This is a genomic window from Corynebacterium sp. CQ3829_602738 (assembly GCF_054478435.1).
Window position 1 is genome coordinate 1,915,459 of sequence record NZ_CM137003.1, and the last position, 25,540, is coordinate 1,940,998.

At 66.6% G+C, this 25,540-nt stretch carries 26 protein-coding genes and 2 tRNA genes; 14 read left to right on the plus strand and 14 right to left on the minus strand.

What is annotated here, in order from left to right:
• Positions 1 to 59 precede the first annotated feature (59 nt).
• From ACX1NL_RS09225 to ACX1NL_RS09240, 4 genes are read right to left on the minus strand one after another with little or no spacing between them, the layout of a single operon-like run.
• Positions 60 to 854: an N-formylglutamate amidohydrolase gene (locus tag ACX1NL_RS09225; RefSeq protein WP_458897982.1), complete on the minus strand. Its 795-nt coding sequence runs from the start codon at positions 852 to 854 to the stop codon at positions 60 to 62.
• Positions 823 to 2,598 carry a glycosyltransferase gene (locus ACX1NL_RS09230; protein WP_458897983.1) on the minus strand — a complete coding sequence of 592 codons (1,776 nt, stop codon included), beginning with the start codon at positions 2,596 to 2,598 and terminating at the stop codon, positions 823 to 825. The genes ACX1NL_RS09225 and ACX1NL_RS09230 overlap by 32 nt, the downstream gene beginning before the upstream one ends.
• The gene (locus ACX1NL_RS09235; protein ID WP_458897984.1) at positions 2,595 to 3,710 is read right to left on the minus strand and encodes a glycosyltransferase; all 1,116 of its coding nucleotides are present in this window, start codon (positions 3,708 to 3,710) and stop codon (positions 2,595 to 2,597) included. The genes ACX1NL_RS09230 and ACX1NL_RS09235 overlap by 4 nt, the downstream gene beginning before the upstream one ends.
• Positions 3,707 to 4,627, minus strand: a complete 921-nt coding sequence (locus tag ACX1NL_RS09240) for a glycosyltransferase (protein WP_458897985.1) — start codon at positions 4,625 to 4,627, stop codon at positions 3,707 to 3,709. The genes ACX1NL_RS09235 and ACX1NL_RS09240 overlap by 4 nt, the downstream gene beginning before the upstream one ends.
• 36 nt (positions 4,628 to 4,663) lie before the next feature.
• On the opposite strand from ACX1NL_RS09240, the gene ACX1NL_RS09245 reads away from it, so the two are divergent.
• Genes ACX1NL_RS09245 through ACX1NL_RS09255 form a run of 3 tightly spaced genes read left to right on the plus strand, consistent with a single transcriptional unit; the run spans position 4,664 to position 7,430 of the window.
• Positions 4,664 to 5,488, plus strand: coding sequence for a WcbI family polysaccharide biosynthesis putative acetyltransferase (locus ACX1NL_RS09245; RefSeq protein WP_458897986.1), 825 nt, complete (start codon positions 4,664 to 4,666; stop codon positions 5,486 to 5,488).
• The gene (locus tag ACX1NL_RS09250) at positions 5,485 to 6,348 is read left to right on the plus strand and encodes a glycosyltransferase family protein (RefSeq protein ID WP_458897987.1); all 864 of its coding nucleotides are present in this window, start codon (positions 5,485 to 5,487) and stop codon (positions 6,346 to 6,348) included. Before ACX1NL_RS09245 ends, ACX1NL_RS09250 begins: the two co-directional genes overlap by 4 nt.
• The gene (locus ACX1NL_RS09255) at positions 6,324 to 7,430 is read left to right on the plus strand and encodes a glycosyltransferase family 2 protein (protein ID WP_458897988.1); all 1,107 of its coding nucleotides are present in this window, start codon (positions 6,324 to 6,326) and stop codon (positions 7,428 to 7,430) included. Before ACX1NL_RS09250 ends, ACX1NL_RS09255 begins: the two co-directional genes overlap by 25 nt.
• 6 nt (positions 7,431 to 7,436) lie before the next feature.
• Here the strand turns inward: ACX1NL_RS09255 and ACX1NL_RS09260 are convergent, their stop codons facing one another.
• Both ACX1NL_RS09260 and ACX1NL_RS09265 read right to left on the minus strand, forming a co-directional pair.
• Positions 7,437 to 7,904, minus strand: coding sequence for a ribose-5-phosphate isomerase (locus tag ACX1NL_RS09260; RefSeq protein ID WP_181888956.1), 468 nt, complete (start codon positions 7,902 to 7,904; stop codon positions 7,437 to 7,439).
• A gap of 5 nt (positions 7,905 to 7,909) precedes the next feature.
• Positions 7,910 to 8,527 (minus strand): mycothiol-dependent nitroreductase Rv2466c family protein, encoded by a 618-nt coding sequence (locus tag ACX1NL_RS09265; protein WP_181888957.1) that lies wholly within the window; start codon positions 8,525 to 8,527, stop codon positions 7,910 to 7,912.
• A gap of 33 nt (positions 8,528 to 8,560) precedes the next feature.
• Between ACX1NL_RS09265 and pepN the strand changes: the two genes are divergently transcribed.
• Positions 8,561 to 10,954 carry an aminopeptidase N gene (gene pepN, locus ACX1NL_RS09270; RefSeq protein WP_458897989.1) on the plus strand — a complete coding sequence of 798 codons (2,394 nt, stop codon included), beginning with the start codon at positions 8,561 to 8,563 and terminating at the stop codon, positions 10,952 to 10,954.
• On the opposite strand, the gene ACX1NL_RS09275 is transcribed toward pepN, so the two are convergent.
• Positions 10,941 to 12,083, minus strand: a complete 1,143-nt coding sequence (locus ACX1NL_RS09275; protein WP_458897990.1) for a cystathionine gamma-synthase — start codon at positions 12,081 to 12,083, stop codon at positions 10,941 to 10,943. The genes pepN and ACX1NL_RS09275 overlap by 14 nt on opposite strands.
• Positions 12,084 to 12,147: 64 nt before the next feature.
• Here ACX1NL_RS09275 and ACX1NL_RS09280 point away from each other — a divergent pair, with 64 nt between their 5' ends.
• A complete protein-coding gene (locus tag ACX1NL_RS09280) occupies positions 12,148 to 13,104 on the plus strand; it encodes a mechanosensitive ion channel family protein (RefSeq protein ID WP_458897991.1) in 957 nt (318 codons plus the stop codon).
• Positions 13,088 to 13,501: a globin gene (locus ACX1NL_RS09285; protein WP_181888961.1), complete on the plus strand. Its 414-nt coding sequence runs from the start codon at positions 13,088 to 13,090 to the stop codon at positions 13,499 to 13,501. The genes ACX1NL_RS09280 and ACX1NL_RS09285 overlap by 17 nt, the downstream gene beginning before the upstream one ends.
• On the opposite strand, the gene ACX1NL_RS09290 is transcribed toward ACX1NL_RS09285, so the two are convergent.
• The 5 genes from ACX1NL_RS09290 to ACX1NL_RS09310 all read right to left on the minus strand — a co-directional run bounded on the left by ACX1NL_RS09290 (position 13,498) and on the right by ACX1NL_RS09310 (position 19,115).
• Positions 13,498 to 14,124, minus strand: a complete 627-nt coding sequence (locus ACX1NL_RS09290; RefSeq protein WP_181888962.1) for a hypothetical protein — start codon at positions 14,122 to 14,124, stop codon at positions 13,498 to 13,500. The genes ACX1NL_RS09285 and ACX1NL_RS09290 overlap by 4 nt on opposite strands.
• Positions 14,125 to 14,529 carry an acyl-CoA thioesterase gene (locus ACX1NL_RS09295; RefSeq protein ID WP_239306200.1) on the minus strand — a complete coding sequence of 135 codons (405 nt, stop codon included), beginning with the start codon at positions 14,527 to 14,529 and terminating at the stop codon, positions 14,125 to 14,127. It abuts the gene before it with no gap.
• Between the two features lie 9 nt (positions 14,530 to 14,538).
• Positions 14,539 to 16,209, minus strand: a complete 1,671-nt coding sequence (ettA, locus tag ACX1NL_RS09300; RefSeq protein ID WP_269511257.1) for an energy-dependent translational throttle protein EttA — start codon at positions 16,207 to 16,209, stop codon at positions 14,539 to 14,541.
• 116 nt (positions 16,210 to 16,325) lie between these two features.
• Positions 16,326 to 16,967: a single-stranded DNA-binding protein gene (locus ACX1NL_RS09305; RefSeq protein ID WP_458897992.1), complete on the minus strand. Its 642-nt coding sequence runs from the start codon at positions 16,965 to 16,967 to the stop codon at positions 16,326 to 16,328.
• 165 nt (positions 16,968 to 17,132) lie between these two features.
• Positions 17,133 to 19,115 (minus strand): bifunctional copper resistance protein CopD/cytochrome c oxidase assembly protein, encoded by a 1,983-nt coding sequence (locus ACX1NL_RS09310; RefSeq protein WP_458897993.1) that lies wholly within the window; start codon positions 19,113 to 19,115, stop codon positions 17,133 to 17,135.
• Between the two features lie 55 nt (positions 19,116 to 19,170).
• Between ACX1NL_RS09310 and ACX1NL_RS09315 the strand changes: the two genes are divergently transcribed.
• Positions 19,171 to 19,244 (plus strand) — tRNA-Arg (locus ACX1NL_RS09315).
• 101 nt (positions 19,245 to 19,345) lie between these two features.
• Here ACX1NL_RS09315 and ACX1NL_RS09320 read toward each other — a convergent pair.
• A complete protein-coding gene (locus ACX1NL_RS09320; RefSeq protein ID WP_458897994.1) occupies positions 19,346 to 19,543 on the minus strand; it encodes a PspC domain-containing protein in 198 nt (65 codons plus the stop codon).
• A 349-nt stretch (positions 19,544 to 19,892) separates the two neighbouring features.
• Between ACX1NL_RS09320 and ACX1NL_RS09325 the strand changes: the two genes are divergently transcribed.
• From ACX1NL_RS09325 to ACX1NL_RS09355, 7 genes are all read left to right on the plus strand, one after another.
• Positions 19,893 to 20,018 (plus strand): hypothetical protein, encoded by a 126-nt coding sequence (locus ACX1NL_RS09325; RefSeq protein ID WP_267465814.1) that lies wholly within the window; start codon positions 19,893 to 19,895, stop codon positions 20,016 to 20,018.
• A 231-nt stretch (positions 20,019 to 20,249) separates the two neighbouring features.
• Positions 20,250 to 21,635 carry an MFS transporter gene (locus ACX1NL_RS09330; protein ID WP_269952800.1) on the plus strand — a complete coding sequence of 462 codons (1,386 nt, stop codon included), beginning with the start codon at positions 20,250 to 20,252 and terminating at the stop codon, positions 21,633 to 21,635.
• Positions 21,636 to 21,801: 166 nt separating this feature from the next.
• Positions 21,802 to 22,242, plus strand: a complete 441-nt coding sequence (locus ACX1NL_RS09335; protein ID WP_458897995.1) for a hypothetical protein — start codon at positions 21,802 to 21,804, stop codon at positions 22,240 to 22,242.
• Positions 22,239 to 22,559: a transcriptional regulator gene (locus ACX1NL_RS09340; RefSeq protein ID WP_458897996.1), complete on the plus strand. Its 321-nt coding sequence runs from the start codon at positions 22,239 to 22,241 to the stop codon at positions 22,557 to 22,559. Before ACX1NL_RS09335 ends, ACX1NL_RS09340 begins: the two co-directional genes overlap by 4 nt.
• Before the next feature lie 10 nt (positions 22,560 to 22,569).
• Positions 22,570 to 23,376: a mycolate reductase gene (gene cmrA / locus ACX1NL_RS09345; RefSeq protein WP_269511269.1), complete on the plus strand. Its 807-nt coding sequence runs from the start codon at positions 22,570 to 22,572 to the stop codon at positions 23,374 to 23,376.
• Positions 23,377 to 24,006 carry an oligoribonuclease gene (gene orn / locus ACX1NL_RS09350; protein WP_239356637.1) on the plus strand — a complete coding sequence of 210 codons (630 nt, stop codon included), beginning with the start codon at positions 23,377 to 23,379 and terminating at the stop codon, positions 24,004 to 24,006.
• A 47-nt stretch (positions 24,007 to 24,053) separates the two neighbouring features.
• Positions 24,054 to 24,129, plus strand: a tRNA-His gene (locus ACX1NL_RS09355).
• Positions 24,130 to 24,278: 149 nt separating this feature from the next.
• Here the strand turns inward: ACX1NL_RS09355 and ACX1NL_RS09360 are convergent.
• On the minus strand, positions 24,279 to 25,475 hold the full coding sequence (locus ACX1NL_RS09360; protein ID WP_458897997.1) for a L,D-transpeptidase: 1,197 nt from the start codon (positions 25,473 to 25,475) through the stop codon (positions 24,279 to 24,281).
• Positions 25,476 to 25,540 lie beyond the last annotated feature (65 nt).

A 25,540-nucleotide genomic window follows, 5' to 3' on the forward strand; every position in this document is an offset into this window, starting at 1 on the left:
CCGCCACACACCGAAAACCCGCCCCACCCGGGCGGGGATACAGGCATGCCCAAAAACGGCTACATCGGGCGGCCCATGTCGGTGCGGGAAATCTCCACGGCCTTGCGGATCACCTCGGCCAGGGCGGCCTCGACGCGCACGCGCGACTCGTCGTTTTCCAGCAGGTCTTTGCGCACCTCGAACATCACGGCCAACACGGAGGTGTTCTTGTCGTAGTCGACCGGCACGTACGCCCCGGCGAAGGGGGTGTTGCGCTCCACGTCGAAGCCGGCGGTGGTGAAGGTGCGGTCGGCTTCGTCGGCAAGCACGGCGGGCGTGTGCACAGAGTGAGTACCGATGCACACATCCGGCAGGAGTTTGCCGGGGTGGATGCGGTACTCGTCGGGCTGGTTGTTGTAGGAGTGCACGTCGACGATCACAGCGCAGCCGCAGTCCTGGATGCGGCCGGAGACCAGCTTGGACACCGCGTCGGCGTACGGGAAGTAGTACTCGGCCTTCAGGTCTGCGACGTCCATGTCCAAAGGCCGCAGCGGGTTGCCGTCGCCAAGCTTGAGGAAGATGGCGCCGCGCCCGGTCGAGTCCATGGATTCGCGCTCGTTGGAGAACCGCCCCGGGTCCGCCACCAGGCGCGAAAGGTTGTTCACGATCATCCACGGCGCGCACCCGGATTGCTCGGCGGCGGCCGCGGCGAGGGTGTCGGTGTGGTCATCGGTGACGTGGTCGAGCTCGCGCGCAATCTGGTCGTCGGTGGCGATGAAATCAGCAGCAACCTCGGCCGGGATCTCGCGCGACGCGTGCGGCACGTGCACGATCACCGGGCAGTCAGTGCTTCCCTCGTGGACGGTGAAGTTCATGGTTCCGCAGGATATAGCGCTTCGGGGCATCTTGCTTCTCGACGGCGCCTTCGGCCTCGAACGCCTCCAACCAACCTTCCATGGGGAAGGTGCCCCATTTGTCGTGGAATCGGTTGGCGTTGGCGACGATGTCCTCGATGTGCTCCCACGGTGGCGAGGAAACGGGGTGCCACTGGTGGTAGGCGTGCGCCCCGCCGACCCAGATCAGCGGGATGCGGTGGCGCTCGAGCTCGCGGGCGAAGTCGGTGTCTTCCCCGCCGTAACCCTGGTAGCCGGCGTCGAAGCCGCCGAAGTCGCGCTCGATGCGCGCCCACGTCTTCGCGGTCAGGGCGAAGGAGAGGGACCAGAACAGGTTGTAGTTGTCGGCGTCGACGAGCTCGCCGTCGGCCGGGTTGGGGCGGGCGGGGTGCGGGTCGGGGTCGGTGACGCGCAGCTCGCCCGGCTTCATGTAGGTCACCGGACCTGCGGCGACGGCCTCGGGGCGCTGCGTGAGCGCCGCGACGTAGCGCGGCACGAGCGCGTCGGAGGCAAGGCAGTCCGCGTCCAGGAACACGAGCACCTCGGCGCCGCGTTCGATGGCCACCTTCGCGCCCAGGTTGCGGGCGGCGGCGAGGTTGCGCGGTCCTGGAACCACGCAGCTTTTCGGCACCGCTTTGGCCAACTCGTCCACATCATTCAGTGCGACGGTGACGTGGTCGACGCCCATCGGCATGAGGTTGACCTGGTGAGTCAGGTGGTCGCGCCGGTTGACGTCGGCGAGCGTGATCACGCAGGTCGCGGGCTGGCCGGGGTTCTCCGCCACACCAGCGATGACTTCGGCGGCCCGGCGCGCCGCGCCGTCTGTCTGCCAGCGGGCCCAGTCGGTGTCGCGGCGGCGCAGCAGTTCGGGCCATTCTTCGGGGGCGGGGAAGGCGTTTCGTACCGTCGCCAAGCTTTCGAGCGCTTTCGCGCCCGCCTTTTGCTCGGTGAAGGGGCGCGGCTGCGGCAGGATCACCGCCGGGGTGTTAGTGGCGGCGAGGTCCGCCACGGAGTTCTGCCCGCCGGCGGTCACGGCGATGCCCGCGGATTGCAGCAGCTCCGTCGGGTCGTCGACGTGGTTGTCGCCGCCCAAAAACGTGAAACGGTACTCGGGGCAGGCGGCCTGCACCGCTTCCCAGTCGGCAGGCGACCACGTCGAGCCGCCCAGGCCCGCCATCACCACCACGTGGTTCGGGTCGCGCTCGACACCCTCGCGCGGGGTCAGGCGCGAGATCCCGCCGACGGCGTGCAACCGGTCCGCGTGCGGGCGCAGGTGATCGGGCACCTCGACCCAGTCCGGCCACGCCGCGACGATCGCATCCGCCTGCGCGTACGCCAGCTGGTGCGGGGCGTCGCCGCGGTAGCCGGGCATCGCGTGCACCACCACCGGCACACCCATGATCCGCACGAACGCGGCGACCTCGTTGGACACGTCCACGTAGAACGCCTCCGGCTGGTTCTCGGCCACCCAGTCGGCGATCTGCGCGAACCTTGATGCGATCTGCGGCGCCCCGTACGGCGCGTAGTGCAACGTGCCCCCGGCGGTCATCGCGCGCCCGCTGCGCAGTTCGCGTGGGCCGGCGCTGGCATCGTCGAGAAGCGCAACGTCCCCGCCAGCCGTGGACAAAATCTGCGCCTCATGCCCCATCGCGCGCAGTTCGCGCTGGATGGCGCGGCAGCGGTGCAGGTGCCCGGAGCCGTGGTGGTGGGCGTAGATCCCGATCATTGTCCTACCTTTCCAAACGCCGCCACCTGGCGGAAGATGTCGGTGTAGTGCTTCGCGGTTTGGGCGAGCGAATGCCTCTCGACGACCCAACGGCGCACCACGTCCCTCTCAATTCCACGCGCCTGTCCGATCGCGGCGGCGAGCGCGTCGACGTCGTCGGCTGGGGCGAGGGCGGCGGGGGCGTCGCGGAGCAGCTCGCCCATGCCGCCGCGGCGAAACGCCGCAACCGGGGTGCCGCACGCCATCGCCTCGAACGCGACCAGCCCGAACGGTTCCTCCCACCGCGGGCTGACCACCGCGACGCCGCACCCGGCGACCAGGCGCCGCAGCTCGGCGTGGGAGAGCTCGCCGATCCACTGCGCGTCGTGCCCGAGCCGCGGCTCGATTTCGTCGCGGAAGTAGTGGTGGTCGCCGTTGCGACCTGCCAGGACGAGGGGGATGCCGGCGGTGCGGCAGGCGTCGATAGCCAAATGCGCGCCCTTTTCCGGCACGAGGCGGCCAAACCACACCGCGGTCCCGCCGCCGCTGCCCGGGCGCCAGAGGTCCACGTTGACGCCGTTGGGGATGATCACCGGCTCACTGGGCAGGCGCCAGTCGCGCGCGGTGGTGCGGCTGACGGCGGCGAAACGCCCGGCGCGCAGGCCGGCGGCCGTGATGGCGGCCTGGATCTCCTCGACCATCGGCGTGTGCAGCGTGGTCAGCATCGGCAGCGGCTCCGGCGACGCGGCCGAGGGAAAGATGTACGGGTTGAGGCTGTTGTTGTGCACCACGTCGTAGCCGCGGGCGACTAACAGTCGGCGCAGCTGCACAAACGCGGCGTTTTCGCGCTCGCGGCCGCCTTCGGGGTAGGTGGTGTCGGTGGCGTCTGCGGCGTCCGCGCCCCAGTCCACCCCGGGCAGTTCGAGTGTCTTGTCGTTGCCGTCGGAGCCTTCGGCGGCGAAGAAGTCCACGTCGTGGCCCAGGTCGCGCAGGGCTGCGACCATGGTGTGGCAGAACGCTTCCAGCCCGCCGGCGTAGGGTTCGCGCACCGGGTAGCGCGCGGGCCCCACCAGTGCGATGCGCAGCTTGCCGGTGCGCGAGGCGCGCGGCGCGGGTTTCGCGGCAACGGTCACTCGCTCACCACTTTCCTGTAAATCTCCTCGTGCGCGCGGCGCACCTCGTCCAGCTGTTTCGCCCGGTCGCCGGCGTACGGCACCGGCCCGCGCGCGAGCAGCCGCGCCGCAGCCTCACCGGCCGCGCGCCCGTCGCCGGTCCGGTAGACCTCCACCGCGTCGCGCGTGTCGGCTTGCCCGGCGTAGCAGCCGCAGTCCGGCACCGCCACGGGAACGCCGAGGTCGCGGCACATCTCCAGCCACCCTGAGTGTGTGCCGCGGGTGTAGGGCAGCACGCACACCCCGGCGCGGCCGACAGCGGCGTGCAGCTCGTCGTCGCTCATCGGTTCGTGCACCACAGTGCCTATCGACGAAAGCTCCGCTCCCCCATGCACATACACATCCAACGGCACCTGCGCCGCAATTTCGCGGTAGAACTGCGCGTCCGACACCACGTTAGAGCGCACCGACTTCAAAAACACCGCCGCGCGATCCCCCGCCTCGACGTGCACCGGGTCCTCCACGATCCGCGGGTGCGGCACCACCCGCACGTCGCCCGCGCCGAAGTCGCGGGTAAGAATGTCGGCGGCTTGGTCGGTGAGGGTGATGAGGGCGGAAGCTTCGTCGATAAGCAATTGCAACCGCTCGTGGTGCTCGGTCTGATCCGAAAGATGCGGGTTGTCCAGGTCGTGGACCGTGAGCACCAGCGGCACCGGCAGCGCGCGGCACAGCTCGGCGATCTGCGCGGGCGTGCGGTGCTCGAAGCCGAAGTGGATGTGCACCAGGTCCACGGCGGGCGGGTCGCGCCAAAACTCCGCCTCGAAGGCGGGGTGCGGCCACCAGTTGCCGCCGATGTCCGGGTCCGGCAAAAACTCCACGCCGGCAGGGCGGATAGCCTGCGTGTACGGGTGGCCGGAGGGGATAGACAGAACGCGCACCCCACTAATATAAACGTTTTCGCATACTGTGTTGGCATGCTGCTTGTTGTCGTCGGTAACTGCCAAGCGGAGTCCACCCGAAAGCTTTTGATGTCCACCGGGCACTTCACCGGCGAGCGCATCGCCCCTGTCCACGAGCTTGAAGCGGCGGACATGGGGTGGTTTTTGGACCTCGTGGCCCGCGCCGACGTGCTGGTGACCCAGCCGATCCGCGACAACTACCGCGGCCTGCCCGTGGGCACCCGGCAACTTCGTACGTCGGCGCGGCGCGTGGTCGTGCCGGTGCTGCGTTTCGACGGGCTCATGCCCCACCAGGCCATCATCCGCGACCCGGATGACCCGTCGTTGAACCCGCCGGTGGTGCCGTACCACGACCTGCGCACCCTGGCCGCCGCCGCGGGGTACGCGGGGGCCGCTGCGCCGTCGCCGGATGCGTTGCGCCGCGCAGCCGCGATGTCCGTCGAGCAGATGCGGGTGCGCGAGCGCGCCCACGGCGCGGTTGTCGTCTCGGACTACCTGGAGACAAACCCGGTGTGGCACACCGTCAACCACCCCGACAACGCCACCCTTGCGTTCATGGCATCGCGGGTGCTGGAGGAGCTGGGGCTTTCCGACGAGCCCGTCGCCCCCGACTACGAAATGCTCGGCGGGCTGGACGCGCCTATCGACGCCGCGGCCGCCGACGCCCTCGGCGTTCCGGTTGCAGGCCGCGATGAGTGGCGCGAGCGCGGCGGCGGGGTCATCGACGTCGACGAGATCCGCGCCGCGCAGCTGGAGTTCTACCGTGAGCGCCCGGCGCTGGTCGCCCATGGCCTGCAGCGCCACGCCGAGCGCATTGCGAATCTAGGGTTGCTTGCATGAAACATCTCATCGTCGGCCCCGTGGGCCACGGGGTGACCGAGTACGCCCTCGGGCTCGCCCGCGCCACCGGGGCTGAGGTGATCCGGGAAGAGACGTTCGGCGACTCCCCGCTCACCGGCCCCGTCCACGTCACGTTCACCGACCACCTCTTCGGCGACACGGCTGAGCTTCTTTTGGCGCGCATCGACGGCCCGCTGTCCGTGAGCCTGCACGACATCCCCCAGCCCGAAGAGGGCGCCGAGCGCTACGCCCGCCGCGCACGCGTCTACCGCGAGCTGGTCGAAAGGGCGGACGCCGCGGTGGTCAACTCCGACCACGAGGCGTCCTTCTTCGACGCCGCAACAACCGTGATCCGCCTGCCCATCCCGGTCATCGACTCCCCTTTCAACCCCGAGCCGGGCAGCGTCGGCGTGCTGGGGTTCCTCTACCCCGGCAAGGGCCACGAGGACCTCATCGCAGCACTGCCGGACCGCCGCCTGCGCTTCCTCGGCGCGGTCTCACACGGCCACGAAACATGGGCCGAAAACCTCGACGCCGAGATCACGGGCTGGCTTTCCGACGCCCAACTCGCCGCCGAGATGGGCCGCATCGCCGTACCGGTGTGCCCGCACCGCCACTTTTCCGCCTCCGGCTCGCTGATGGCCTGGCTGGGCGCGGGCCGCACCGTGCTGGTGCGCGACTCCGCCTACGCCCGCGAGATCGACGCGTGGCTGCCCGGGCGCGTGACGTTGGTGGCTGACGGCGGGTGGCGGGAGGCCGTCGATAAGCATGTGCCCAAGCAGATGGACCCGCCGCGCTACGGCTGGGCCGAAGTCGCCGAATTGTGGGAGGAAACATGGCGTTTAGCTGGCCTTTTGTGAGCGTGGTCATCCCGCACTACAACGACGCGGAAGCGCTCGAGCGGGTCGTCGCGGCGGTGCGCGCGCAGGACTACGCGGGCGAAGTGGAGATCGTCGTGGCCGACGACGGCTCCGCCGAACCGCCCGAAATCGAGGGGGTGCGCGTGGTGCGCCAGGAGGACAAGGGCTTCCGGGCGGCCGCGGCGCGCAACCTCGGCGCGGACGCGGCGCGCGGCGAGGTGCTCGCGTTTCTCGACGCCGACACCGTGCCCGAGCCCGGCTACCTCTCCGCGGTCGTGCCGCACGTCGTGGGCGATGCGCGGGCGGTGGTCGTCGGCGCGCGCCGCACCGGCGCCGAGGACAAAGAGCCGCAATGGCTTATCGACGCCTGGTCCGCCACCGCCAACCTCCGCAACGCCGACCACAGCTCCTGGCGCTACATCATCTCGGCGGTGCTGACGTGCTCGCGCGAGTTCTTCGACGAGGTCGGCGGCTTCGACGGCACGCTCGTCGGCTACGGCGGCGAGGACTGGGAGTTCGGCTTCCGCGCCTGGAACGCCGGTGCGAGCTTCGTGCACGAGCCGGCGGCCGTCGCGCACCACGCGGAGGAGGACTTCGGGCAGCGTTACGACGACCCCGCCGCCGCCACCGCCGTCAAAAACGCCGAGTCGCTGGCCCTGGCCCGGCGCGTGACGCACCCGCTGGCGCGGCCGGACGGGGTCATCTTCGACACCTTCGACATGCAGGTGGAGGTCCCGGAGCTCGACGGCGAGGGGGTGCGCGACTTCGTCATTGCGGAGTGGCTGAAAGTCGGCGCGTACGTGCGCGTCGCGGAGGTGCCGGCGCTGTTCGCGCACGACCCGCGGGTGGGCACGGCGGAAGTCGACGCACGGGTGAGCATCGCCGTCGGCGCGGGCTGGGCGCCGCAGGACTTAGGCGCGCTTTTGGCGGTGGACTACGTGCTCTCCCCCGACGGCACGGTGGTGCGCACGAAGCGCGCCGCCGCGCTGGAGCTGGAGCCGGCCACCGCGCACCCCGAAGACTTCGGGCTCACGCCGGTGGCAGGCCCGCTGCAGCTGGAGCGCTACTTCGCGGGCTGGTGACGCAGCTTACGGAAGCTCGGGCGCGACGCCGGTGCGCTCGTACTCGGCGAGGATGTCGATGCGGCGCTGGTGGCGTTCCTCTTCACTCCACGGCTGGGACACGAAGGCGTCGACAATTGCGAGTGCCTCTTCCTCGGTGTGCATGCGGCCGCCGATGCCGATGAGCTGTGCGTTGTTGTGCTCGCGGGCGAGCTTCGCGGTCTCTTCCGACCACGCCAGGGCGCAGCGCGCGCCCTTGACCTTGTTCGCGGCGATCTGCTCGCCGTTGCCGGAGCCGCCGAGCACGATGCCCAGCGCACCCGGGTCCGCCACCACGGCCTCAGCGGCGGCGATGCAGAACGCCGGGTAGTCGTCCAAGGCGTCGTACTCGTGGGCGCCGCAGTCGGTCACCTCGTGGCCCTGGGCCTCAAGGTGGGCCTTGATCTGGTTCTTGCGCTCGAATCCGGCGTGGTCTGCTCCAAGGTAAATACGCATGGCGTTTAGCGTACCTGGGGCATCTCCGTGCGGGTGCGCTTGAGTTCGAAGAAGTACGGGAACTCCGCCAACCCAACCGCGTGATCGAACAATGCGCCGGCCTCTTCGCCTTCCGGCACGCGGGTGATCACGGGCCCGAAGAACGCGTTGTCGCCGAGCTTGACCACCGGGGTGCCCACGTCGTCGCCGACGGCGTCCATGGCGGTGGCGTGGAAGCCGCGCAGCAAATCGTCGCAGTCGGACGTGTTGGCCACCTCAGCGAAATTTTCCGGCAGGCCCACCTCCGCCAGCGCCTTCGCGATGATCTCGTCGTAGGCGCCGTCGCCCTTCTTGCCGCCTTCGCCGCCGGCGTGGATCATCGTGCCCATCGTGGTGTACAGCTCGTCGACCTTCTCGGGCTGCTCCTCCTTGACCTTCGCGAACACGCGGGCCGGGCCCCAGTTCGCTTCCATCATGGCTGCGTAGTCTTCGGGGATGTCGCGGCCGTCGTTAAGCACTGCGAGCGACATGGGCACCCACTCGACCTCGATGTCGCGGACCTTCTCCACCTCTTTGATCCAGCGGGAGGTCTGCCATGCGAACGGGCAGGATACGTCAAACCAAAATTTCACTTGTTCCGTCATGGCGCCCACGATAGCGCGTGTAGGCTGCGGCAGATGAAGACGAATTTGACTCGCAAGGACGCGCGGGAGCGCGCTGAACTGATTTCCAACGTCCGCTACGACATCGCCGTGGACATCACGGACGCGGACGAGTTCACCACGGTGAGCACCGTCCATTTCGATTCGAAGGCGGGCGCCACCCACTTCGACCTGGTGGCGGCAGGCTTCGAGGCCACCCTCGACGGCGATGAGACGGGCCGGGAGCTTTCGCTTAGCGACGGCGCCCACACGCTGACCGTCACCTCCCACGACGCCTACAACCGCACCGGCGAGGGCCTGCACAAGTTCACCGACCCTGTGGACGGCAAGGACTACCTGTACACCCAGTTCGAGCCGGCGATGGCGATGAAGGTGTTCGCCGGCTTCGATCAGCCGGACCTGAAGGCCACCTACAAGGTCAGCGTCACAGCCCCGGAGCGCTACACCGTGATCCTCAACGAGGCGGTCACCCGCACGGACAACGGCGACGGCACCGCGACGTGGACCACCACGATCGACTACCCGCTGTCGACCTACCTCATCGCGATCTGCGCCGGCGAGTTTGAGCGCATCTCCGACACCTACGACGCCGGCGACGGCCGCACCATCGAGCTCGGCCTGTACGCCCGCGCATCGCTGATCCCCCACATGGATTCGGAGCGCATCTTCCGCCAGACCAAGGAGGGCTTCGACTTCTACCACGCCAACTTCGGCCGCACTTACCCGTTCGGCGACAAGTACGACCAGGTGTTTTGCCCGGAGTACAACATGGGCGCGATGGAGCACGTCGGCTGCGTGACGTACCGCGACGAGTACATCTTCACCTCCGAGCCCACCCCGTACCGCCTGGAGCGCCGCAACGACACCATCCTGCACGAGATGGCGCACATGTGGTTCGGCGATTTGGTCACGATGCAGTGGTGGGACGATTTGTGGCTCAACGAGTCCTTCGCCACCTGGTCCGCGGCCACCGCGCAGACGGCGATCGGCGAGTACGCGGATGCGTGGACCACGTTCGCGTCCGTGGAGAAGGCGTGGGCGTACCAGCAGGACCAGCTGCCGTCCACGCACCCGATCGCCGCGGACGCCCCGGACATTGAGACCGCGGAGCAGAACTTCGACGGCATCACCTACGCCAAGGGCGCGTCGGTGCTGAAGCAGCTGCAGGCGTACGTGGGCTACGAGGAGTTCTTCGCCGGCGTGCGCAAGCACTTCGACAACCACGCCTACTCCAACGCCACCTTCGCGGACCTGCTCGGCGCGCTCGAGGAGGCGTCGGGCCGCGACCTTTCGGGCTGGGCCGAAAAGTGGCTGCGCACCACGGGCCCGTCGACGCTGCGCCCGGAGATCGGCGAGCACTTCGCGGTGCTGCAGGAGGATCCGCGCCCGCACCGTGTGCGCGTGGGGCTCTACAAGCTTGTCGACGGCTCCGTTTCCCGCGTCAAGCAGATCGAGACCGACATCGACGGCGAACGCACCGAGATCCCGGAGCTCGCCGGCGTCGAACACGACCTGGCGATTGTCAACGACGACGATCTGACCTACGCGAAGATGCGCCTGACCCCGGAGCACCAGAAATTCGCGCTCGAGCACATCGGCGAGATCGAGGATTCGCTGGCGCGCACCCTGATCTGGTCGTCGCTGTGGGAGTCGGTGCGCGACGGCGAGCTGGCCGCCCGCGAGTTTGTGAAGCTGGTCGCCGCCCACGCCGCCGCCGAGACGCACCCGAGCGTGCAGGAGCGCCTGCTCGCCCAGGCGACCCAGGCAGTGCGCCAGTACGTCGACCCCGCCTGGGAGGGCGAGGGCATGGACCTGCTCAACGCCGCGTTCCGCGGCGCGGAGCCGGCCGCCATCTTCGACCGCGCACTGGCCCGCCTGACGCCGACCGAGGAGACCGTCGCCTACTTCAAGGCGCTGCTGGAACGCTCCGACAACCAGGAGGTGCGCTGGCTGGCCATCACCAACCTCATCGCCGCAGGCGCCCTGCCGCTGGAGGCGGCGGAGCAGGAGCAGGACAACACGTCGGAGGGCGCGATTTCGCGTCTGCGGGCGAGAGCTGTCGTCGATAAGCGATGGGCTTGGAACAAGCTCGTGGAAGACGACTTGACCAACCTCGAAGCCCGCTACCTCATGGACGGCCTGACGTTCACCTACGACGGGCTCGAGGGGCTGACCGACGAGTACTTCCGCGCCGCGCCCGCGCTGTGGGATCGCCTCACCAACGAGATGGCGCAGCGCACCCTCGAGGGCATGTACCCGCGCTGGGACGTCACCGCGGCGGCCGTGGACAAGGCAAATGGGCTGCTGAACGGCGACGCCCCCGCCGGGCTGAAGCGCGTCATCGCCGAGGGACAGGACCGCATCGCGCGTGCGGTGCGCAACCGCGAGGTCGACGCTACAAGCGCGTAAGCGCCTGCTCGAGGTCGGCGATGAGGTCGGCCTCCTCCTCGATGCCCACCGAGATGCGCACCAGCTCGCCCGGCACCTCGAGCGCGGACCCGGCGACGGAAACGTGCGTCATGGTGGCGGGGTGCTCGAGCAGGCTCTCCACGCCGCCCAAAGACTCCGCCAGGCAGAACAGCTTGGTGGACTTGCAGAAGGTTTTGGCCTGCTCGGTGGTCTGGAACAGCACGGAGACCATGCCGCCGAAGCGGGTCATCTGCTTCTTCGCGGTTTCGTGGCCCGGGTGGGTTTCCAGGCCCGGGTAGCACACGCGCGCGACCTGGGGCTGGGCATCCAAGAACTTTGCGACGGCTTCCGCATTGTCGCAGTGCTTGTCCATGCGCACGGAAAGCGTCTTCAGGCCGCGGCCGGTGAGGTAGGTGTCGAACGGCGACGGGTTCGCGCCGACCCAGCCGAAGAAGAAGCGCAGCTGCTCGTGGAAACCGGGCACGCGCGAGTCGTCGCCGCAGACGATGCCACCGACGACGTCCGAGTGGCCGCCGATGTACTTCGTGGTGGAGTGCACCACAACGTCCGCCCCGAGCTCGAAGGGTTTTTGCAGGTACGGGGAAGCGAAGGTGTTGTCCACCACCAGGGTCGCCTGCTTTTTCACGGCGGCGATCGCCTCGATGTCCACGATGTCCAGCATCGGGTTCGTCGGCGTTTCCACCCAGATGGCCTTGGTGTTGTCCTTGACGGCCGCGGCGACCTCTTCCGGGTTGGTCATGTCCACCACGGTGTTTTCCACGCCCCACTGCGTGAAAACCTGCTGGATCAGGCGGTAGGTGCCGCCGTAGGCGTCGTTGGACACGACGATGTGGTCGCCGGGTTTGAGCAGGATGCGCAGGATGACGTCGATAGCCGCCATGCCCGAGGAGTACGCCACGGCGTACTCGGCGCCCTCCAGCGCGGCGACCGCCTTTTCCAGCGCTGTGACGGTGGGATTGCCCACGCGGGTGTACTCGTAGCCGCCGCGCAGCTCCGCCAGCCCGTCCTGGGCGAACGTGGTGGAGGCGTAGATCGGCGTGTTGATCGGCCCGTACAGGCTGTCGGGTTCGTATCCGGCGTGAATGGCGTCGGTAGCAAATCCAGTCATGCCCACAGACAGTAGACCAAGCGGTTCATTCCGCGGGCATTTTTATGCACTAGACTCGCTCCCGATGAAAGCGCAAACAGATACTGCAGAAAAGGTCGACGAGGCCGTCGACGGCGTCACCAACTGGTGGAACGACCCAGCCACCCACGAACTCGTGGTGGAACGCCCCGTGAAGATCCTGCTGATCATCGTGGTCGCGCTGGTGCTGAGCTGGCTGGCGCGCAAGGTGATCAACCGCGCCACCCGTCACGGCATCGAGCGCACCCCGTTCATCGCCCCCACCGTGGAGGACACCCCGCAGTACCGGGCGCAGGAGGCCCGCCGCCAGCAGCGCATGAAGACGCTGGGCAACGTGGGCCGGTCCGTCGCCGCGATTGTGATTTGGACGTGGGCGGCGCTCGCCGTGCTGGACCAGCTTGGCGTGAACGTCGCGCCGTTGATCGCGTCCGCCGGTGTGGTCGGCGTGGCCATCGGTTTCGGCGCGCAGTCGCTGGTGAAGGATTTCTTCTCCGGCATGTTCATCCTCATTGAGAACCAGTTCGGCGTGGGCGACACCATCCAGGTCGGCGACATTGTCGGCGAGGTGGAGGAGATGTCGCTGCGCATCACCACGGTGCGGGACATGGACGGCGCTCTGTGGCACATCCGCAACGGCGATATCGAGCAGGTGGGCAACCACTCTGCGCGTTTCTCCACGGCGCGTCTGCAGATCCCGGTGTCGGTCATGGCCAACCCGGACAAGGTCTCGCGCGTCATCGAGGAAACCGCAGTCGCCGCGTGCCAGGATCCGGAGATCCGCGATGTGGTCATGGGCACGCCGACGATGCTGGGTCCCAGCGAGTTCAACCCGACCTACGTGTCGTTCCGCCTGAGCGTGACCACGATGCCGGGCGAGCAGTGGGGCGTGGCGCGCCACCTGAACCACCGCATCCTCGCGGCGCTGCACGAGCAGGACGTGGTGCTCACGGCGATGGATTCTGTGCTTGTAGAGATGAAGGAGCAAAATGGAGATCGGTCCTAAGCAGGAGCAGACGCTTTACGACGCCGTCGGTGGCGACGCGTTCTTCCACCGCCTCGTCGAGGGCTTTTACACGCAGGTCAAGAAGGACGACCTCATCGGCCCGATGTACCCGGACCAGGATTGGGACGGCGCGCAGGACCGCCTGCGCTGGTTTTTGGTGCAGTACTGGGGTGGCCCGCGCACCTTCCAGGAAAAGCGCGGCAACCCGATGCTGCGCAAGCGCCACTTGCCCTTCGCCATCGGTGAGGCGGAGGCGGACCGCTGGTTGGAGCTCATGGGCAATTCCATGGAGCAATTTACTGACGACGAGCTGCCGCCCGCCTACCGCGCCCAAATGTGGAACCACATGCAGCGCGTGGCCTACATGATGATCAACCAGGGCCCGCGCGCATACTAAAACAGCAGGTTCGGCCGGGTGCTGCGGTAGACGGAGCCGAACGGCGCGTCCAAGCGCACCCAGCTGCCGGAGGTGGCAACGCGCAGGTGGCGCGGGATTTCGGCGGGGGCCTCGAAGCCGGGGATCAGCCCGAGCGAGGTGCAGGCGAAGATCATCCGCATGGGGATCTCCACGGGGGTGTCGCTGTCGGCGTCGGCGGTGAGCACTACCCCGTCGAGAAGCGAGCGCGGTGGGCCGGCCGGGCCGGAGAATTGCCGGGCCAGGTTGCGGCCCTCGTCCGCCAGGCGGCGGGCGACGCCGATGGGCACTTCCTCGCGGGCGATGAAGCCGCTCGCCGGCGGCAGGGCCCCGGGCCAGGCGGCGTCGCGGGCGGGGCCTACCTCGGTCGCGCCGGACTGCAGCGCGTCGAGCAAATCGCGAGCGCTGACGGTGGCGCCGGGGTCGGTGGTGGTGCCGGAGGTGCGTCGAGAAGCAATGGCATCAAACGGCGTGGTCACAAACACGTCGAGCTGGCCCTCCCCCACCTCCTGGATGCGCGCGGAGGCCTGGGCGTCCAGCGCGAGCGCGCGCGAAAGCAGCGCGGTGAGCCCGCGCGCGCCGCGCTCGATGTGAAGCTCGACCACTTAGGCCCCGGCCGTCTTTGACAGGATGCCGATCTCTTTCTGCGTGATCTCGCGCGGCGAGGTCGTGGTGGTATCCACCGTGACCTGCACGCAGTCGATCACGCAGCAGACCTTGCCCTGCGCATCCTTGATTTCCTGGCGGGTGGTGAAGGACGTGTTGCCCACGTTGGACACCTGCGTCTCCACCGTCACCTCGGTGGTGTTGGGCAGGATCGGACGGACGTAATCCACCTCGAGGCGGCGCACGAACACCACGAACTCGTGGCCCTGGGAGTAGAAGAACTCCTGCGCGAACGCCAGGCGCGCCTCCTGGGCGAGCTCGATGTAGGCGGAGTTGGTCACGTGCCCGTAGCGGTCGAAGTCGCTCCAGCGCACCGGGATTGTGTGGACGTGGATCTCAGCCATGGTGTGCTCCTAGCGGGTGAGCTTGCGGTGGGTGACGCGCGACGGCTTCGCGGCCTCTTCGCCGAGGCGCTCGACCTTGTTGGCCTCGTAGTCGCCGAAGTTGCCCTCGAACCAGAACCACTTGCCCTCTTCCACGTTGCCCTCCCAGGCCAGGATGTGGGTGCAGGTGCGGTCCAGGAACCAGCGGTCGTGCGAGATCACCACGGCGCAGCCCGGGAAGGCCTGCAGCGCGTTTTCCAGCGAGCCGAGCGTTTCGACGTCGAGGTCGTTGGTCGGCTCGTCCAGCAGGATCAGGTTGCCGCCCTGCTTCAGCGTCAGTGCCAGGTTCAGGCGGTTGCGCTCGCCGCCGGAGAGCACCTTGGATGGCTTTTGCTGGTCCGGGCCCTTGAAGCCGAAGGCGGACAGGTAGGCGCGCGACGGCATCTCGTTCTGGCCGACGTGGATGTAGTCCAGGCCGTCGGAGACGACCTCCCAGACGGTCTGCTCGGGGTCGATGTTCTCGCGGTTCTGGTCGACGTAGGAGATCTTGACGGTCTCGCCGACCTCCACAGAGCCGGAATCCGCTTCCTCGAGGCCGACGATGGTCTTGAACAGCGTGGACTTGCCCACGCCGTTGGGGCCGATCACGCCGACGATGCCGTTGCGCGGCAGGGTGAACGACAGGTCCTTGATCAGCACGCGGCCGTCGAAGCCCTTGTTCAGGTTCTCCACCTCGACGACCTTGTTGCCCAGGCGCGGCGGGGTGGGGATCTGGATCTCTTCGAAGTCGAGCTTGCGGTACTGCTCGGCCTCTGCCGCCATCTCCTCGTAGCGCTCCAGACGGGCCTTGTTCTTGGCCTGGCGGGCCTTCGGAGAGGAGCGGACCCAGTCCAGTTCCTTCTTCAAGCGCTTCTGCAGCTTCTGGTCCTTCTTGCCGGCGACCTCAAGGCGCTCGGCCTTCTTCTCCAGGTAGGTGGAGTAGTTGCCCTCGTAGGGGTAGAGCTTGCCGCGGTCGACCTCGCAGATCCACTCGGCGACGTTGTCCAGGAAGTAGCGGTCGTGGGTAATGGCCAGCACGGCGCCCGGGTAGGTCTGCAGGTGCTTCTCCAGCCACAGCACGCTTTCGGCGTCGAGGTGGTTGGTCGGCTCGTCGAGGAGCAAAAGGTCCGGTTCGCTCAGCAGCAGTTTCGCAAGTGCTACTCGACGGCGCTCGCCACCGGACAGGTTGGTCACCGGTGCGTCGGAAGGCGGGCAGCGAAGGGCCTCCATGGCCTGCTCGATCTTGGAGTCGATCTCCCACGCGTCGGCCGCGTCGAGCTCTTCCTGCAGCTTGCCCATCTCTTCCATGAGCTCGTCGGAGTAGTTCGTCGCCATCTCCTCGGCGATTTCCTCGAAGCGCTGCTTCTTCTCAAACAGTTCGCCGAGGCCCTCCTCGACGTTGCCGCGCACGGTCTTTTCCTCGTTCAGCGGCGGCTCCTGCAGCAGGATGCCCACGGACGCGCCCGGCTGGAGGAACGCCTCGCCGTTGTTCGGCTGGTCGATGCCGGCCATGATCTTCAGCAGCGACGACTTACCGGCGCCGTTCGGGCCCACGACGCCGATCTTGGCGCCCGGGTAAAACGCCATGGTGACGTTGTCCAGGATGACCTTCTCGCCGATGGCTCGGCGGACGTTTTTCATCGTGTAGATGAACTCAGCCACTACGAATCCCCTTTGTTAGTGCGGAGGTAAATACCGCACTTAGGGTACATGACGCACACGCGTGCCCCACCGCTTCCAAGGCGCACCTGAAGCGGCGGGGCGAAGGCGGCGAAAAACTAGAACGGGGCGCCGCCGGTGGCGGCGAGCTCCTCCCCTGCTCTGTCTGTGTCGGTGTCGGTGTCGGCGTCGGTGCGGGTGACCCCGTCGACGTCCTCGGCGCTGACGCGGCGCTCCTCCACCTCCGGCCTGTCCGCGAAGCTGCCCCAGCCGCCCTTGGGTTCGGAGTCGTCTGCCTCCTCGCCGTTGAGCTTCCGGTTCAGCGCCTTGGCGTCCATCGGCTTGGGCATGTCGTGGCCTTCGAGCGTGTTACCGGAAGCGGACGTGCGCACCGAGTTGACCTGGTAGCGCGCGAGGTCGAACGCGACGTGGCGCGCCTTGAGCGTGGTCTTGGAGCGCAGGGCCACCTCGCCCTTGTCGTCCTTGCCCTCCCAGTACTCGTGGACCAGCTTGCCGATGACAATCACCGGGAAGCCCTTGCGCAGCGACGCGCCAGCGTTGACCGCGAGCTGGCCCCAGCACTCGACGTCGACGTAGAACTGGTTGTAGTCCTGCCAGACGTCGTCGCCGTTGTCGTTCTTTTCTTTCCTCACGTCCGAGGTGGCCACGCGGAAGCGCAGCACGGCGTTGCCCGAGTTGAAGGTTTTGAAGTACGGCTCGGCGATCAGGTTGCCGAGCAGCGTGTAGTCAATGTTGGCCATTTCAAGGCCCCTTTCTGCATGTGCGGATGGTGTGCGGTTGCGGGGGCGGGGAGCTCGTCGATAAGCAATTGCCCCCTGCGCGAGCAGAGTCGCACGAAACGCAAGGCAGAAAAAGGGGTCGGCCAAATTGTGGATAACTTAACCTGAGAAATTCACAATCCGCAGCTAGCGGTCATGAATTTGCGAAAGCATCTCGTTGTAGCGGCGCCATTCCTCGTCGTCGGTCTCCTCCGCGCGGCGGTCCGACTCGGCCGTTTCGGCCTTATCCTCGCGCCACCAACGCATGAACAGCTCGCCGAAGACGATCACCAGCGGGAAAGAGCCGGACGCCCACGCGATGCCGCCGCCGTCCTTCTGCACGGCGAGCAGGTCCGGGTTCCACGGCAGCTCCAGCGAGCGGTAGAACTCCTCGCCCATCACGGAACCGAGCTGCATGAGGTACACGCCCATGAACAGGTGGAACGGCATGGACACCCACAGCCACAACAGGCGCACCTTCGCGGTGGGGCGGCCCTCGATCTCGTCGGGGCCGATGAGCTCCCAGAAGTAGAGGTAGCCGGAGATAAGGAACGCGGCGTTCATGATGACGTGGCCGGCGTGCTCGGAGATCATGAGTTCGTAGAACGGCTGGATGACGTACATGGCGTAGAAGACCACCAAAAACTGGATGGTGGACACCGGTGAGAACGTCACCGCGCGCAGGAACTTGGAGCGCTGGAAGCTTTCCGCCCACAGGCGCGGGTTGAACTCGCCGGCCGGGTACGCCTCGCGCACGAGCGTCAGCGGCGCACCGAGCACCAGGAACACCGGCACGCCCATGGACAGGATCATGTGCACCGTCATGTGCGCGGAGTAGGAGGCGGGCATGTGCATGCCCATGCCGGAGCTCAGCGTGACGACGACCATCGCGCAGCCGGCCAGCCACCACAGCGTGCGCGCAACCGGCCAGCCGTCCACCCGGCGGAGAAGGTGCAGGTAGTACGCCGCAAGCAGGATCGCAATGACGCTGAACAGCAGCTCCGGGCGCCAGGTGGTGATCCAGTTGGTCCAGGTCAGCGGCTCGGTGAGGTTGTAGCCCATCTGAATCTGCATGCGGGTCAGATTCGGGTCCAGCGGCGGCGGGGGCGGGGTGCGGCCGAGCGTGACGGCCAGGCCGGAGATCGCCGCCATGACGAGCACCTCGCCCGCGGCAAGGCGGGTGAACGCCCTGGACTGGGTTTCAAGCTGTGGGATGGTGCGCTCGCGGTGCACGTAGCCGATCATGCCGAGGACGACAATGCCGAGAGTCTTGATGATCAGCACCCAGCCGTAGCTGTACTGCGTCAGGTCCTCCAGGCGCACCCGCACCAGCGCGTTGACCACACCGGAGATAGCCATGGCCAGGATGGAAAACAGCGCGATGCGGGAGTAACGCTGGGTGGCGGCGGTGAGGCCGGGGCCTCGTCGTAAAGCATGTGCGACAAGCGCCATCAGCCCGCCGACCCAGAGCAGCATGGCTACCAGGTGCCAGATCAGCGAGTTGGTGCCGAAGTCGTGCGCGCCGCCGGTGGCCGAGTGGCCCGTCAGCGCGATCGGCATGACCACCACGATCGCGCCGACGAACAGCCAGACCTGGGACCACCAGCTGGTCGCGGTGTATGCACCCACCGCGACGATGGCGGCGAAGACTGCGACGATGAGCCACACGCGCGCGTCCGCCACCTGGTCCAGCGCCTGCGACCACGCGGCTGCCTCGAAGAGGACGGTTTTCAGCGGCTGGCCGGAGACGTCCGAAAGCACCAGCGGGATCATGGCGAGCCCGATCAGCGCGATGCCCGCGCTGGCGTGGGCGCCGGTCCGCGAGGCGAGGTGGCCGTCGACGGTCAGGCGGGCGCCGTTGAGGTCTTCTTGGGTCTGCTTCGGCGGGATGAGGAAGGCAGAGAGCAAAAACGAGCCCGTGGCCAGCGCCATGAGCAGCCACGCGACGCCACGCAGCGCCGGCAGCCCGACCGTGGTGGCCGCGCCCGGATCCGGGATGCCCAGTTCCGCGAGCGAGCCGCCCGAGAACGCCTCCCCCACCGCGCCGGCGACAACAGCCGCGATGGCGAACGCGGCCAAATACAGCGGCCAAGCGGGGGCGACAGTGCGAGTGCGGGCGGGTGCAGTCATGCCGCATACCCTACTTTCGCGCTGCGCAGAGCCATAACTACAATCAGCCGGTGTTGCCCCCATAGCTCAGTGGATTAGAGCATCCGGTTTCTACCCGGCTGGTCGCGGGTTCGAATCCTGCTGGGGGCGCAAATTTCCGCCCTGAGCAGGCACTTTACTGAGCGGGTTACCACTGGGCAGAATGACCAACGAACCGCGCAGATTCACCTAGCGTGCGACCGACGGGGCGCTCAATATCGTGGGTAGATAGCCCACTGCAATAAGTAGACGAAAACCATGGGTAGCCCGCAGAGACAGGCAATCACGTAAATGGTCCTGACCGTGTCGGCGGAGGTTCCGTATGTTTCGGCTACTCCAGCACAGACCCCTGCTATGAGCTTGCCCTCCTCGACTTTGTGCCACTTTTCTCGCTGGGACATTATGAACATCCTTACTCAAACGTTTGCGTTCACAACGATTCCGTGACGGTGTGCTCGAGTTGCATCGTAGCCCAGCTTTCCCCGCTGAGGTCGCACAACAGCCATGACGCACGCTACTGTGAGCTTCGGACGCACTGCGGTGCTCCACTTCCGAGGCTCGTGCGAAAGCGCGAGCTTTCGTGCATTTTAAGGGAAGAATGCACATCGGCTACTTCGACGGGTTCGGCACAATGGCGCCATTTCCAAGTGGCCCGTTTGGACGCTTTTTGCCTGGCCAGAGGGGTTTTCGGCGTGGTGTCCGGGTTTGCGCATACAGTCGGCGGGGCAGATTTCCCCTACCCCAAGGAGACCCTAAACCATGACTGACCCGAAGAACTCCCCAGTCAACGAAGACAGCATTGAGAACCTGTCCGACCCGGACGCCGACACGTCCGTGCAGGAGACCGGCGAGGACAACGACTTTGAAGCGGACGGCCGCGACTAGGCACGTCCAGCGAAAACCGGCCCCGCGTTTGTAGCGGCGGCCGGTTTTTGTACGAATCGTCCGCGCCAAATCCTGACCTGGGGGTTTGCAAACCGAAAATTGGCGGAATTGTCGATTCGTGCACAACCCGCCCAGAGCGCCGCACCGTTTTGGAATAGCCGTCCCACCATGTGGTACATTCGTCCGCACACTGATATTCAGTTCCCACACAGTGGAATGAAAGGACGGGCGATGACAACCAGCGTCGAACACCACCCCACTCCCCAACCGGCGGCACCCGCCGCGCAGATTAGGGAGACCACCCCGGAGGAGCGCCGCCGCGTCCGACTCGCCTCCACCATCGGCACGACGATCGAGTTCTACGACTTCTACGCGTACGCCACCGCCGCCGTGGCGGTGTTTCCGTTCCTGTTCTTCCCCAAGTCGGAGTCCAGCACGGTTGCGCTGCTGTCCTCGTTCGCCACCTTCGGCCTGGCGTTTATCGCCCGCCCGCTCGGCTCGGTGCTGTTCGGCCACTTCGGCGACAAAATCGGCCGCAAGGCCACCCTGGTGGGCGCGCTGCTGACCATGGGCATCGCCACCTTCGTCATCGGCCTGTTGCCCACCTACGCACAGGCCGGCATCTGGGCGCCGGCGCTGCTTGCCCTGATGCGCTTCTGTCAAGGCCTGGGCCTCGGCGGCGAGTGGTCCGGCGCGGCCCTGCTGTCCACAGAGACAGCAGCTAAGGGACGCCGCGCATGGGCCGGCATGTGGCCCCAACTCGGCGCGCCATTCGGGTTCCTGCTGGCCAACGGCCTGTTCCTGATCTTGGTGACGGTGCTGGGCCACACGTCCGGCGACTTCGAGGGCGCGTTCATGGCCTGGGGCTGGCGCGTGCCGTTCCTGCTGTCCATCGTGATGGTCATCATCGGCCTGTGGGTGCGCCTGCAGGTTGAGGAGACCCCGGTGTTCCAGCAGGTGGAGCAAAACGACCAGAAGGCCGCCTCCCCGCTGGCCGAGGTGTTCAAGACCGCGTGGAAGCCGCTGATCCAGGGCACGTTCATCATGGTCGGCTGCTACACGCTGTTCTACATCGTGACCACCTGGTTCCTCTCCTACGGCATCGGCTCCGCCGAGGAGGGCGTGGGCCTAGGCATCGCCTACCCGACGTTTTTGAAGCTGCAGCTGGTGTGCATCTTCGGCTTCATGCTGGGCATCCCGGTCGCGGCGCACCTGGCCGACACGTACGGACGACGCCCGACGCTGGGTCTGACGTCCGTGGCCATCATCGTCTACGGCCTGTGCTTCAAGTGGCTGCTCAACCCGGAGACGTTCACGATGGTCTCCCTGGGCATCTTCCTGTTCATCGGCATGATCCTGATGGGCTTCATCTTCGGCCCGATGTCCGCAATCCTGCCGGAGCTGTTCCCCTCCAACGTGCGCTACACCGGCTCGGGCATCGCCTACAACGTATCCTCCATCCTCGGTGCGGCCATCGCCCCGTTCATCGCCACAGCGCTGAGCTCCAACTACGGCCCGAAGGCGGTGGGCTACTACCTGGTGGTCGTCACCGCGATCTCGTTGGTGGCCATCCTCACCGCACCTGAGACCAAGGACCAGGAGATGCACGAAATCTAACGCGTCGTACAAAACCTGAACTCGGGCGGCTTCGGCCGCCCGTTTTTCACGCCACCACCCCGTCAAACGCCCCCTGAGTTCAGGTTTTCACCGAGGCCACCAAACGCGCATATATCCCCTCCGAAAACCCTTGCTTTCCACCCCGGAAAGTGACACACTTGCAGACATGGAAAGCAACAAGCCGCCGCAAGACCAGATCTCCCGCGAAGAAGCCCGCGCCGCCCTCGAGCAGATCGACGGGATCGAGCGCGGAACACAACGCAAACACACACCGCCGTGGGCTTACGCCATCCTCGGCACGAGTTTCGGCATCACGATCGCCGGCACGATCATCGGCTGGAAGTACTGGTGGGTGCTGTTCCTGCTCATCGTCATCGCCTGCATCGCGCTCGCGATCTGGGACAACAACCGCAACGTGCGCCCGAGCATGAAGCAGCCGATCCAGGAAGACCCGAAGACAAACTGGGCCGCCGCACTTGCTCCAATGCTCGTCTTTCCGCTGACCTGGTTGGTCCCCGAGGGCAGCGTGGTCGGCGGGGTCATCGCCGGCGTAATCACGGCGGTCATATTCACGGCCGTCATGATCCACGAAAGCAGGAACCGATGAACGCCCCGGCCATCGACCCCGTCATTCACCCCCTGGCGCGGCTGAAGATTTGTGCGGCGCTGTACAGCGCGGGAGCCGTCGAGAAGCAAACGTCCCGGCACGAGATGCGCTTCAGCTCGCTGCGAGACAAAACCGACCTGTCGGATTCCGCGCTGTCGAAGCAGCTGGCCACGCTGGAGGAGCATGGCTACGTCACGCGCTTCCGCGAGTACGGCTCCACTCGCGCGAAGGACACGGTGTGGGTGACGCTCACCGCAACGGGCGCGGAGGCCTTTGAAAACCACACGGCCGCGTTGCGCGAGATCGCTGGCGGGTAGATTCGTCCCCATGAGTTTTCCCGCACCAGCACCCGGCGCGTTCGCGCTGATCACCGGCGCGAGCCAAGGCATCGGCGAGGCCATCGCGCGCCAGCTCGCCGCTGAAGGCCACAACCTCATCCTTGTCGCAAGGCGCGAAGATGTTTTGCAAAAGCTTGGCGACGAGCTCTCGCTCGCCCACGGCATCAACGTCGAAATCTTCGCGGCAGACCTGTCCAAGGCCCGCGACGTGGACGCCCTGATCAAACACATCAACGACCGCACGGTTTCGATCTGCGTGAACTCGGCGGGCATCGCCAGCTTCGGGCCGTTCATGGCCCAGGACTGGGAGTACGAGACGAACCAGTTCAACCTGAACGCCACGGCGGTGTTCCGCATTACCAAGGCGGTGCTGGACCAGATGGTGCCGCGCGGCGAGGGCGCGCTGTGCAACGTCGGCTCCGCGGCCGGCAACCTACCCATCCCGAACAACGCCACCTACGTGTTCACCAAGGCAGGCGTGAATCAGTTCACCGAGGCGCTGCACTACGAGCTCAAGGACTCTGGTGTGCACGTGACACTGCTCGCGCCGGGCCCGGTGCGCGAAGCGTACATCCCGGAGGAAGAGCAGTCGATCGTGGACAAGGTCGTGCCGGATTTCCTGTGGACCACCTACGAGTCCTGCGCCGCCGACACCATCAACGCGATGCGCAAGAACCGCCGCCGCATCGTGCCCGGCCCGCTTTCGAAGGCCATGGACGTGGTGTCCAACTACGCCCCGCGCGGGTGGCTGCCGCCGATCATGGGCAAGTTCTACGCACAGATGGGAGAGGAATAGATGGACATCGCTGCCAAGGACAACCGCATCGTCTGGGTGGACCTGGAGATGACGGGCCTGGACCCTTCCCGCCACGTCATCGTGGAGGTCGCCGCCCTGGTCACGGACGCGGAGCTGAACATTATCGACGAGGGCGTGGACCTGGTCGTGCACGCCACCGACGCCGAGCTCGCCGAAATGGACGACTTTGTCACCCAGATGCACTCCGACAACGGGCTGCTCGATGACATCAAGGCGTCCACGGTATCGCTCGCGGAGGCGGAGGATGCGGTGCTCGGGCTCGTCGAGAAGCATTGCGATCCTGCGCATCCCGCTCCCCTTGCGGGCAACTCGATCGCCACGGACCGCACGTTTATCAGAGCGCAGATGCCGCGCCTCGATGCGGCACTGCACTACCGCATGATCGACGTCTCCACGGTCAAGGAGCTCTCCCGCCGCTGGTTCCCCAAGGCGTACTTCAACCAGCCGCAAAAGGGCATGGCGCACCGCGCGCTGGCGGACATTGTGGAGTCCATCCGCGAGCTTGATTACTATCGACGCTCCGTGTTCGTGCCCTCCCCCGGGCCCGACACGGAGGCCGCCGTGGAGGCTTCCGCAGGCGCAACCGACGCCTACCAGCCGTTTTTGTGAAAACACGGTGAGGGGCTAAGGTAGATCCCGCTGCAAAAACAGCGATGGTGGCTGTAGTTCAGCTGGTAGAGCACCAGGTTGTGATCCTGGGTGTCGCGGGTTCGAGTCCCGTCAGCCACCCCAAAGTTCAAGGCCTGGCCCGCAGAAACTCGCGGGCCAGGCCTTAGTTGTTGGCGCCTGGTTTGTCCCCGGCTGGCCCCTCCCGTTCGGCCACGGGTATGCCGTTTTAGCAATGTGGCAAATATTTGCCACATTCCAAAACCAGCACACCCCTACTCGTACAGCGGCTCACCTGAACCGCCGGAACGCTGCTCCCAATCAAGGTTCCAGTACCCCAGGCCGTCGTAAGGCGTGAGCGTGCCGCCAGCGGTGTTCTTCACCACCACCGGGTCGCCGCGCTTGACAAAGTTCTGGAACCACTGCGCGTTGTCGTAGGAGGCGTTGATGCAGCCGTGGGACTGGTTGTAGCTACCCAGCGCGCCAAGCGCCCACGGGGCGGAGTGCACGTAGATGCCGGAGTAGGACAGCTGCGTGGCGTAGTCCACCGGCGTGACGTAGCCGCCGGCGTCCAGCGCGAGACCGTAGGTGCGCGAGTCCATGGTCAGCTTCTCGTGCTCGTCGCCGACCACATAAACACCGTTCGGGGTGTCGTGGACGTTGTCGGTGCCCAGGGAGATCGGGAACTCCTTGACCAGCTCGCCGCCCGAGTAGACGCGCATCATCTTGTCGGCGTTGTCCACCACGGCCTCCACGTTGTCGCCGATGGTGAAGTTGGTCTCGCTGTCCTCGCCGCCGTAGACGCCCTTGCTCAGCTTCTGGCCGTAGATGTCCACCTTCACGCTGACTTCGGTGCCGGGCTCCCAGTAGTCTTTCGGGCGCCAGCGCACCTCGTACGGGTCCAGCCAGAAGAACGCGCCTTCGGTGTCGTTGGAGGTCTCCACATCGATGTGCTCCTCCATCGCCTTGGTGTCCTGGACGGGGCTGTCGAAGCGGATGGTCACGGCCTGCGCCACGCCGACGGTCGCGCCGTCCAAGGGGCCGACGTAGGCGTTGACCGTCGCGTCCGGGGTCAGCGTGGTAAACGAGGACACCACCTTCTGGCCTTCTTTGTCGCGCGCCTCCACGGTGTAGGTGCGGCCGTAGCCGAGCGGCTCGGCGACGGACCACTCAGACTTGTCGCCGTCGAACTCGCCCTCGATCTCCTTGCCGGCCTCGTTGGTCATGGTCACCGAGGACAGCCCCGCGGCGGCGGTCACCGTGATCGGGTCCAACGGCGCGACACCGGTCTCCCCGTTTGCCACGCTGACCTTCGGCGGGCGCGGCGAGGCCTTCTCGGTGGTCTTTTCCACCAGCGAGGCGTCGGAGGTGTGCGCGGCCGGCTCCAGCTTGCCTGCGTCCCCGATGGTGCACGACGCCAGCGTCGCCGCTGCAGCCACCAGCGCACAGGCGCGTACCACTCGACGGACCACGGCAAACCCCTCACACAACTACTGTTTATCAATCCCCCATACTCTATCCCCTCACCAGCCAAAGT

Excerpts from the sequence above, each read along its gene's own strand:
- pepN (WP_458897989.1), top strand. The coding sequence starts at position 8,561 with ATGAAGACGAATTTGACTCGCAAGGACGCGCGGGAGCGCGCTGAACTG.
- ACX1NL_RS09265 (WP_181888957.1), bottom strand. The coding sequence starts at position 8,527 with ATGACGGAACAAGTGAAATTTTGGTTTGACGTATCCTGCCCGTTCGCA.
- ACX1NL_RS09310 (WP_458897993.1), bottom strand. The coding sequence starts at position 19,115 with ATGACTGCACCCGCCCGCACTCGCACTGTCGCCCCCGCTTGGCCGCTG.
- ACX1NL_RS09250 (WP_458897987.1), top strand. The coding sequence starts at position 5,485 with ATGAAACATCTCATCGTCGGCCCCGTGGGCCACGGGGTGACCGAGTAC.
- ACX1NL_RS09225 (WP_458897982.1), bottom strand. The coding sequence starts at position 854 with ATGAACTTCACCGTCCACGAGGGAAGCACTGACTGCCCGGTGATCGTG.
- ACX1NL_RS09245 (WP_458897986.1), top strand. The coding sequence starts at position 4,664 with ATGCTGCTTGTTGTCGTCGGTAACTGCCAAGCGGAGTCCACCCGAAAG.
- ACX1NL_RS09340 (WP_458897996.1), top strand. The coding sequence starts at position 22,239 with ATGAACGCCCCGGCCATCGACCCCGTCATTCACCCCCTGGCGCGGCTG.
- cmrA (WP_269511269.1), top strand. The coding sequence starts at position 22,570 with ATGAGTTTTCCCGCACCAGCACCCGGCGCGTTCGCGCTGATCACCGGC.
- ACX1NL_RS09255 (WP_458897988.1), top strand. The coding sequence starts at position 6,324 with ATGGCGTTTAGCTGGCCTTTTGTGAGCGTGGTCATCCCGCACTACAAC.
- ACX1NL_RS09285 (WP_181888961.1), top strand. The coding sequence starts at position 13,088 with ATGGAGATCGGTCCTAAGCAGGAGCAGACGCTTTACGACGCCGTCGGT.
- ACX1NL_RS09335 (WP_458897995.1), top strand. The coding sequence starts at position 21,802 with ATGGAAAGCAACAAGCCGCCGCAAGACCAGATCTCCCGCGAAGAAGCC.
- ACX1NL_RS09280 (WP_458897991.1), top strand. The coding sequence starts at position 12,148 with ATGAAAGCGCAAACAGATACTGCAGAAAAGGTCGACGAGGCCGTCGAC.
- ACX1NL_RS09295 (WP_239306200.1), bottom strand. The coding sequence starts at position 14,529 with ATGGCTGAGATCCACGTCCACACAATCCCGGTGCGCTGGAGCGACTTC.
- ACX1NL_RS09330 (WP_269952800.1), top strand. The coding sequence starts at position 20,250 with ATGACAACCAGCGTCGAACACCACCCCACTCCCCAACCGGCGGCACCC.
- ACX1NL_RS09260 (WP_181888956.1), bottom strand. The coding sequence starts at position 7,904 with ATGCGTATTTACCTTGGAGCAGACCACGCCGGATTCGAGCGCAAGAAC.
- ACX1NL_RS09320 (WP_458897994.1), bottom strand. The coding sequence starts at position 19,543 with ATGTTCATAATGTCCCAGCGAGAAAAGTGGCACAAAGTCGAGGAGGGC.
- ACX1NL_RS09325 (WP_267465814.1), top strand. The coding sequence starts at position 19,893 with ATGACTGACCCGAAGAACTCCCCAGTCAACGAAGACAGCATTGAGAAC.
- ACX1NL_RS09230 (WP_458897983.1), bottom strand. The coding sequence starts at position 2,598 with ATGATCGGGATCTACGCCCACCACCACGGCTCCGGGCACCTGCACCGC.
- ACX1NL_RS09275 (WP_458897990.1), bottom strand. The coding sequence starts at position 12,083 with ATGACTGGATTTGCTACCGACGCCATTCACGCCGGATACGAACCCGAC.
- orn (WP_239356637.1), top strand. The coding sequence starts at position 23,377 with ATGGACATCGCTGCCAAGGACAACCGCATCGTCTGGGTGGACCTGGAG.
- ACX1NL_RS09305 (WP_458897992.1), bottom strand. The coding sequence starts at position 16,967 with ATGGCCAACATTGACTACACGCTGCTCGGCAACCTGATCGCCGAGCCG.